We start from the raw sequence: 7388 nt of genomic DNA on the forward strand, positions 1-7388 counted from the left end.
CAGGAAAAGATTCTAACAGTAGAGGTACTTATATATGCTTTCACGAGAACCAGAGGCGTATCACGGCACCCATAAGCCAACAGGCACGTTCAGGCCGGAAATTATGGTTCCCGCGATCAGGGATGCGTTTACGAAGCTAAGTCCAAGAACGCAGCTTCGCAACCCCGTAATGTTTGTCGTTGAGATCGGCGCCCTGTTGACGACGTTTTTTGTTGTGCGTGATCTGGCGATCGGAGCAACGGCAGGTTTGGGGTTCACGATACAGATCGCGATATGGTTGTGGTTGACTGTTGTCTTCGCCAACTTTGCAGAGGCGGTTGCCGAAGGCCGGGGCAAGGCGCAGGCGGCTGAACTCAGACGCTCGCGAAGCGAGACCATAGCGAAAAAGTTCGTTGACGGAGAAACTCAGCAAGTGCCGGCAGCCAACCTTCGAAGAGACGATATTGTGCTCGTAGAAGCAGGGGACTATGTTCCCGGAGACGGGCAGGTTATCGATGGCATCGCCTCGGTTGATGAAAGCGCGGTAACCGGTGAATCGGCTCCGGTCATTAGGGAATCCGGCGAGGGGTTAAACAACGTTATTGGCGGAACCAGGGTTTTGTCAGACTGGATAAAGGTTCGCATCGCCGCCGACCCGGGCGAGACATTCCTGGACCGGATGATAAGCCTGGTGGAAGGTGCTCGCAGGCAAAAAACACCGAACGAAATCGCCCTTACCATTCTGCTCTTGGGTCTCACCATAATCTTCTTATTGGCCGTGGCGACGCTAGAGCCTTATGCGATCTATTCTGGCGCTCTGGTGTCGGTGCCGATTCTCATCGCTCTCCTTGTATGCTTAATCCCGACCACGATCGGCGGATTGCTCAGCGCTATCGGCATTGCCGGTATGGACCGCTTACTCAAGCACAACGTGCTTGCGATGTCGGGCCGGGCCGTTGAGGCTGCCGGCGATGTCGATGTGCTACTGCTCGATAAGACGGGCACCATTACCTTAGGAAATCGCATGGCGACAGAGTTTATTCCGGCGCCCGGCATACTCGAAGAGGCGCTTGCAGATGCCGCCCAGATAGCGTCAATTGCCGATGACACACCAGAAGGGCGAAGCATTGTGGTGCTGGCGAAGAACAGATTCCAGATACGCGAGCGCGACCTTCACGCGCTTGGCGCAACATTTGTGCCGTTTAGCGCACACACAAGGATGAGTGGCGTAAATCTTCAGGGGAGAGAGATTCGCAAAGGGGCAGCTGATGCCATTGAAGATTACGTGACGTCTCAGGGCGGAGCGTATGCGCCCGAGGTAAGACTTGGCGTTGAAAATGTAGCCAAAGCCGGCGGGACACCTTTAGTTGTGGCAGAGGGCCCCAAAGTGCTTGGCGTGGTGTATTTGAAAGACGTGATCAAAGGCGGCATGCGGGAGCGGTTTGCAGAGCTTCGCCAGGCCGGCATCAAAACGATCATGGTTACCGGCGACAATCCCCTGACGGCGGCGGCAATCTCTGCCGAGGCGGGCGTGGACGACTTCTTGGCCGAAGCAAAGCCAGAGGTTAAATTAAGGTATATTCGTGATTACCAAGCACAAGGGCATCTGGTAGCTATGACCGGTGATGGCACTAACGATGCACCTGCTCTAGCTCAAGCCGATGTTGGGGTCGCCATGCATAGCGGGACGCAAGCCGCCAAAGAGGCTGGTAACATGGTCGATCTTGAAAGCAACCCCACCAAGCTTCTTGAGGTGGTAGAGATCGGCAAGCAGCTCTTGATGACGCGCGGGGCGCTCACAACCTTTAGCGTAGCTAACGATGTCGCAAAGTACTTTGCTATAATACCGGCGCTGTTCGTATCAACCTATCCACAGCTTGAGGTCTTTAATATCATGAGGCTCGCCACACCGGAAAGCGCCATACTATCCGCGGTAATTTTTAACGCTCTCATTATAATTGCACTTGTACCGTTGGCCTTACGCGGCATTAAGTATCTTCCTCTTAGCGCAAACGCTATTTTGCGGCGCAATATTCTCATCTATGGCGTTGGCGGACTGATCGTCCCGTTTATCGGAATAAAGCTGATCGATATTGTGCTGGTAACGCTGGGGATTATCTAGACATGATGAAAAAGGAAGCGTGCGCCTGATGGTGAAAAGAATAGTTACAGCTTCGGTGATACTGATTACCATGACCGTTTTGGTCGGCATACTCTATCCGCTCGTGGTAACCGGGCTGGCCCAGGTTATTTTTCCAAAACAAGCAGGTGGATCGTTGATCTACCAGCAAGGCATGCTGGTCGGCTCAGAGATTATCGGGCAACAGTTCACGAGCCCTGGCTATTTCCACGGCAGGCCATCAGCCACCGGCGAAGGTGGCTATGACGCCGGCGCTTCGTCAGGATCGAACCTCGGCCCAACCAACAAAACACTTCTGGATGAGATAGCAAGACGTGCAACAGAGCTGCGCTCTGATAACGGCCTGCCCAGCAATGCTAAACTACCTCCTGATCTAGTCACGGCTTCCGCCAGCGGACTTGATCCGCATATAAGCCCGGCAGCGGCTGAGTTGCAGGTGACGCGTGTTGCGAATGCGAGAAATTTGACGGAGTCGAGGGTTCGAGAGATTATAGATGCCAATATCGAAGGACGTCAATTCGGCTTCTTGGGTGAGCCAAGAGTTAATGTGCTACGATTAAACCGGGATCTCGATGAGATTTCGCGATAATGCCATCCCCGAAAGGATTGACTAGCAATGGAGGCCGGTAAAAGGCCGAGCCCTGAAGAGCTATTAGCAAGAATTGAGCGAGCGGCACGCGGCAAACTTACCATATTTTTGGGACCCGTAGCGGGCGTCGGTAAGACGTTTGCAATGCTGGAGGCTGCACAGGAGCGCTTGGCAGAGGGTGTCGACCTGGTTATCGGCTGGGTGGAGACACACGGGCGCCGTGAAACTGAAGCCTTGCTTGAGGGGCTGCCGAGAATTCCGGGGCGCGACCTCGAATACAGGGGTAAAACCTTCAAAGAGATGGATATCGACGCGATCCTTAAGCGCCATACATCCCTGGTGCTCGTCGATGAACTCGCACACACGAACATCCCAGGCTCACGCCATGCCCGGCGATTTCAAGACGTTGAAGAGCTATTAGCGGCCGGCATTAACGTCTACACGACGTTAAATATCCAGCATGTCGAGAGCTTGAACGACATCGTTACGCAGATCACGCAGATCCCGGTTCGCGAGACTGTGCCCGACAAGCTTCTTGAGCAAGCCGACGAGATCAGGCTTATCGATATTTCCGCTGATGAACTCATCAAAAGACTTCAAGAAGGAAAAGTATACATCCCAGAGCAGGCCACACGGGCGATAGAGAAGTTTTTCCGCCCGGGTAACATCAATGCCCTCAGGGAACTTACCCTGCGTTATGCGGCGCAAGAGGTAGACAGACAACTCGATCGATATAGGGAAGAGCATGCCATTGCAGGACCCTGGCCCGTTAGGGAGGCAGTGGTTGCCGCTCTTAGCCCCAGCCCTTTTTCAGCGCAGGTAGCGCGATCGGCAGCGAGATTAGCAGCAGGGCTGCGGGCGCCATGGATCGCCACCTATGTCGAAATACCTGGACAACATATGAGCCAGGCTGCAAGCGACCAGTTGTCGCGCAATCTAAGACTTGCAGAAGAGCTTGGTGCGCAAGTAATCGCCATAACAGGAAATAATGTGGCAGAAGAGATTCTTGCACTCGCCAGGCGTAAGAACGTGACGCAAATTGTCATAGGACAACCGTTGCATAAACCAATCAGCGTCTTGTGGCGTATCTCTGTGGTCGATCAGGTCATCAGGGGAAGCCAGGGAATGAGTGTGTATGTAATACCGGGCGCGGCTAAGTCCAGGGAAGCGGCTCGTCGAGGAATGGCTCGTTCTGTTGTTGTAGAGCGAAAAATTGATATACGGCCGTATGTTGAGACATTTCTTATTATTGCGGTGCTCACTGTCATAACAAAGCTAGCGCAACCATATGTACCATCGCTGTTTGATATCACAAACATGGCGCTCTTCTACTTGCTGCCAGTGCTGTATATAGCGGCTAGGTATGGGCGTTCACCAGCTGTCTTCGTTTCTATCGTCGCTGTTCTGGCGTTCAATTTTGCTTTCATACCGCCGGTATTTACGTTTGTTGTTGCGGATCTGCGATACCTAGTAGTTTTTGCGGTCTTTCTTATAGACGCCCTTATAACCGGAACTTTGGCCGGCAGACTTCGTGAACAAGCCGAACGAGCGCGCAGGCGCGAAGAGAGGACGGCTATTCTCTATGCCTTAAGCCGGCAGATGGCTGCCGAGACGGACATGAAAAAGTTACTAGACACCGTTGTGAAAGCGGTCTATGATGCTCTCGGTACCAGCGCCGTTATTTACATGCCTGATAACACGGGCAGTCTTAAGATTCTGGCCGCAACTCCAGGGGCCGAAAAGCTGGATGACGAGCGAGAGAGGGCGGTAGCGTATTGGGTGTTTGAGAACGGTCAGTTTGCCGGAAAGGGCTCTGAGACTTTAGCGGGCGCTGAGGGCTTGTATGTACCGCTGAAAAGCGAGCAAACAAAGCTTGGCGCACTGGGTATTCTGCCGGTTGAACCTGAGAGGATGGCCTTGCCGGCACAGCGCAGGCTTCTCGAAGGGTTTGCGGGCCTAGCATCGCTGGCCATTATGCGGCTTCGGTTGACTGAAGAAGCGCGGCTGGCAAGTAGTGTAGTTGAATCTGAAAGGCTTCGCACCGCATTATTCAACTCCGTCTCGCATGATTTGCGCACGCCGTTAGCTTCAATCACGGGGGCGATAACGAGCCTCGAGGAAGAGGGCGTATACGACGTAGAGGCCAGGCAGGCGCTGGTTTCATCCATTAAAGATGGAGCGCTCAGAATGAACCATATGATTGGAAATTTACTCGATACGGCGCGACTGGAGAGCGGTATGCTGAAGCCGAATAAAGACTGGTGTGATATACAAGACATGATCGGCGTTGCGCTCCGAAAAGTCGGGGATGCATTGAAAAACCGTCCTATACGCATCGATATCCCGGCTGAGTTGCCATTGGTGCGGGCCGACTTTTCATTGATTGAGCAAGTGATCGTAAATCTCTTATATAATGCAGCCAAATACTCGCCGGCAGGCAGCCAGATATCAGTTGCGGCACGCAAAGCAGACGAAACTATTCAGGTGTCGATAGCAGATCGTGGCCCCGGCATTGCAGAAGAGGACAGGGATAGGGTGTTTGATAAGTTTTATCGACTGTATTCGCCCGAGCATGTCAGTGGTACCGGGCTTGGTCTTTCCATCTGTAAGGGCCTTATCGAAGTTCACGGCGGTCGCATCTGGGTTGATGCAGCGCCAGAAGGCGGCAGCGTGTTTACGTTTACTCTGCCGATCGAAAAACAGCCAACGATAAAAGAGCCCGTCGTCAAAGAAGGTGTAGATCGTGCCTGCTAAAGGTGCCCGTATTCTCATCATCGACGACGAAGAGCAAATCAGACGCCTGCTTCGCGTAGCTCTGGAAGGGCATGATTATCAGATCGGCGAGGCATCTTCGGGGCACGACGGCCTGAGGCAGGCGGCTACGTTTCATTCCGATTTGATTATCCTCGATATTGGCTTGCCCGACTTAAATGGATTAACCTTACTTGAGCGAATTAGAGAATGGTCGCAAGTGCCGGTAATCATGCTAACCGTTCAGGAACATGAGGAAGAGAAGATCAAAGCTCTCGATTCAGGTGCTGATGATTACGTAACGAAGCCCTTTAGTATGGGAGAGTTGTTGGCTCGCATTCGCGTCGCCCTGCGCCATGCAGCCAAAACCGAAGATGAACCGGTCATAGTTTTAGGCGATCTTACAGTTGATCTTGCGCATCGTCTTGTTGCGCTTAAGGGTAAAGAGGTTAAGTTAACGCCGACAGAGTATGATATCTTAAAGAACCTGGCTATGTATGCAGGCCGTGTGCTAACACATAAGCAGCTTTTATGCAGGATTTGGGGAAAGGAATACCAAAAAGAGACTCACTACCTGCGCATCTATATCGGACAGCTAAGAAAGAAAATCGAGCCCGACCCCACCCAGCCAAAATATATCTTAACCGAACCCGGCGTTGGTTATCGCTTAGTTGGAAAAGATTAGAGTTGTAATCTGTGAGCATCATCGCCTTAAGCCATTCTGAAACGACACTCACAGATCACACTATGCTTCCTTGACTGATGATTTTGTTGAAACCGGTCATCCAGGCAAGAAGATCCGTAATCCACCAATATGGTGCCTTAGAAGTAAATGACAGACTAGATGTTTATGGCAGTTCGAACCTGATCCGGGGATGCGTATTTACGGCTTTGTAGAGCGATATCTCGTAAGGTTGGGTACTGTACTGCCTGTAGCTATGGGTAGAGGCGCATGGTAAATTTTGTAGTCTAATTATCTTGTGGCATAATAATAAAAAGGGTAGGTGATAAAATGCATGAGAAATTAACAGCGGTTTTCAAAAAATCCCCATACGGTTACGTCGGTTATGTTGAAGAACTCCCTGGAGCAAACACTCAAGGAAAAACGTTAGAGGAAGCAGAAGAGAATTTAGTAGAAGCCGTTCAGCTTGTTCTTGAGGCGAATCGGCAAATGGCAGAAGAAGAGCTGGAGGGAACCGAAATAATAAGACGGGAATTTGGGGAAATCATAGCTTGAAACGTAAAGATCTAATCCGCTATTTCGAGAAGAACGGATGCGTTTTCCTGCGTGAGGGCGCAAACCACACCGTTTACGTAAACCGCATCGAGAAGAAGTCCTCAACTGTTCCGCGCCACAAAGAAATCGACGATTATCTTGTCGCCAAAATCTGCAAAGACCTTGGAATACCCAAGCCATAACAAAAAGGTGCAAATAGCGATCAACCCAGAGCACCTAAGCAATAATCCTAAGAATTTCTTACGGATTCGGGCAAATGCGAATATAACCAGGAGGAATTACGGTTGTGAGGCATTTATTTACGTTGGCATGAATGCATATTCGGAAAGCACTTTGAGAAACCCAAAAGCCCCCTTGATAATGTGTGAGCCGATGTGTAAGAATATGTGTGAGGTGATGTGTTATGGCAACCAATCTGTCACCGGCCACAATATTTAACGTAAACTACCCCTTCCTCGGCCACATTCCTTAGCAACCACTCAACCGGTTTTCTGCTATCCTCTTATCACAAAATCTGAAGAAAGAGAAAGGCCCTCCTTTGTCTTTGCGGGACGGGAGAGCCTTTCGATGTGAGACATGACTATCGTATTTCCTTGGAACGAATCTGTCGAGAGCTATGTCGATCTGGGAGAGAATGTCGGATATGCAAGACCGGCCTTCTGCCCAGCGTGCGAGCATACCAAACTCATCTT

General features: G+C 51.3%; 7 protein-coding genes. 6 read left to right on the plus strand and 1 reads right to left on the minus strand.

What is annotated here, in order from left to right:
- The first annotated feature begins 34 nt into the window (after positions 1-34).
- The 6 genes from kdpB (at position 35) to KGZ93_02840 (ending at position 6878) form a co-directional block, all read left to right on the plus strand.
- The gene (gene kdpB / locus KGZ93_02815) at positions 35-2101 is read left to right on the plus strand and encodes a potassium-transporting ATPase subunit KdpB (protein MBS3908553.1); all 2067 of its coding nucleotides are present in this window, start codon (positions 35-37) and stop codon (positions 2099-2101) included.
- 28 nt (positions 2102-2129) lie between these two features.
- The gene (gene kdpC / locus KGZ93_02820; GenBank protein ID MBS3908554.1) at positions 2130-2708 is read left to right on the plus strand and encodes a potassium-transporting ATPase subunit KdpC; all 579 of its coding nucleotides are present in this window, start codon (positions 2130-2132) and stop codon (positions 2706-2708) included.
- Positions 2709-2735: 27 nt separating this feature from the next.
- Positions 2736-5462, plus strand: coding sequence for a sensor histidine kinase KdpD (locus KGZ93_02825; GenBank protein ID MBS3908555.1), 2727 nt, complete (start codon positions 2736-2738; stop codon positions 5460-5462).
- Positions 5452-6144, plus strand: a complete 693-nt coding sequence (locus KGZ93_02830; protein ID MBS3908556.1) for a response regulator — start codon at positions 5452-5454, stop codon at positions 6142-6144. Before KGZ93_02825 ends, KGZ93_02830 begins: the two co-directional genes overlap by 11 nt.
- A gap of 327 nt (positions 6145-6471) precedes the next feature.
- The gene (locus tag KGZ93_02835; GenBank protein ID MBS3908557.1) at positions 6472-6696 is read left to right on the plus strand and encodes a type II toxin-antitoxin system HicB family antitoxin; all 225 of its coding nucleotides are present in this window, start codon (positions 6472-6474) and stop codon (positions 6694-6696) included.
- Complete coding sequence (locus KGZ93_02840; protein ID MBS3908558.1) at positions 6693-6878, plus strand: type II toxin-antitoxin system HicA family toxin; 186 nt, start codon at positions 6693-6695, stop codon at positions 6876-6878. Before KGZ93_02835 ends, KGZ93_02840 begins: the two co-directional genes overlap by 4 nt.
- Before the next feature lie 286 nt (positions 6879-7164).
- On the opposite strand, the gene KGZ93_02845 is transcribed toward KGZ93_02840, so the two are convergent.
- Positions 7165-7388, minus strand: a 224-nt coding sequence (locus tag KGZ93_02845; protein ID MBS3908559.1) for a hypothetical protein, incomplete at its 5' end; no start/stop codon positions are given.

The organism is Actinomycetota bacterium (genome assembly GCA_018333515.1).
GTDB lineage: Bacteria > Actinomycetota > Aquicultoria > Aquicultorales > Aquicultoraceae > Aquicultor.

Bases quoted from the DNA above. Each gene is read 5' to 3' on its own strand.
- KGZ93_02835 (MBS3908557.1), top strand. From the start codon at position 6,472: ATGCATGAGAAATTAACAGCGGTTTTCAAAAAATCCCCATACGGTTAC.
- KGZ93_02825 (MBS3908555.1), top strand. From the start codon at position 2,736: ATGGAGGCCGGTAAAAGGCCGAGCCCTGAAGAGCTATTAGCAAGAATT.
- kdpB (MBS3908553.1), top strand. From the start codon at position 35: ATGCTTTCACGAGAACCAGAGGCGTATCACGGCACCCATAAGCCAACA.
- kdpC (MBS3908554.1), top strand. From the start codon at position 2,130: ATGGTGAAAAGAATAGTTACAGCTTCGGTGATACTGATTACCATGACC.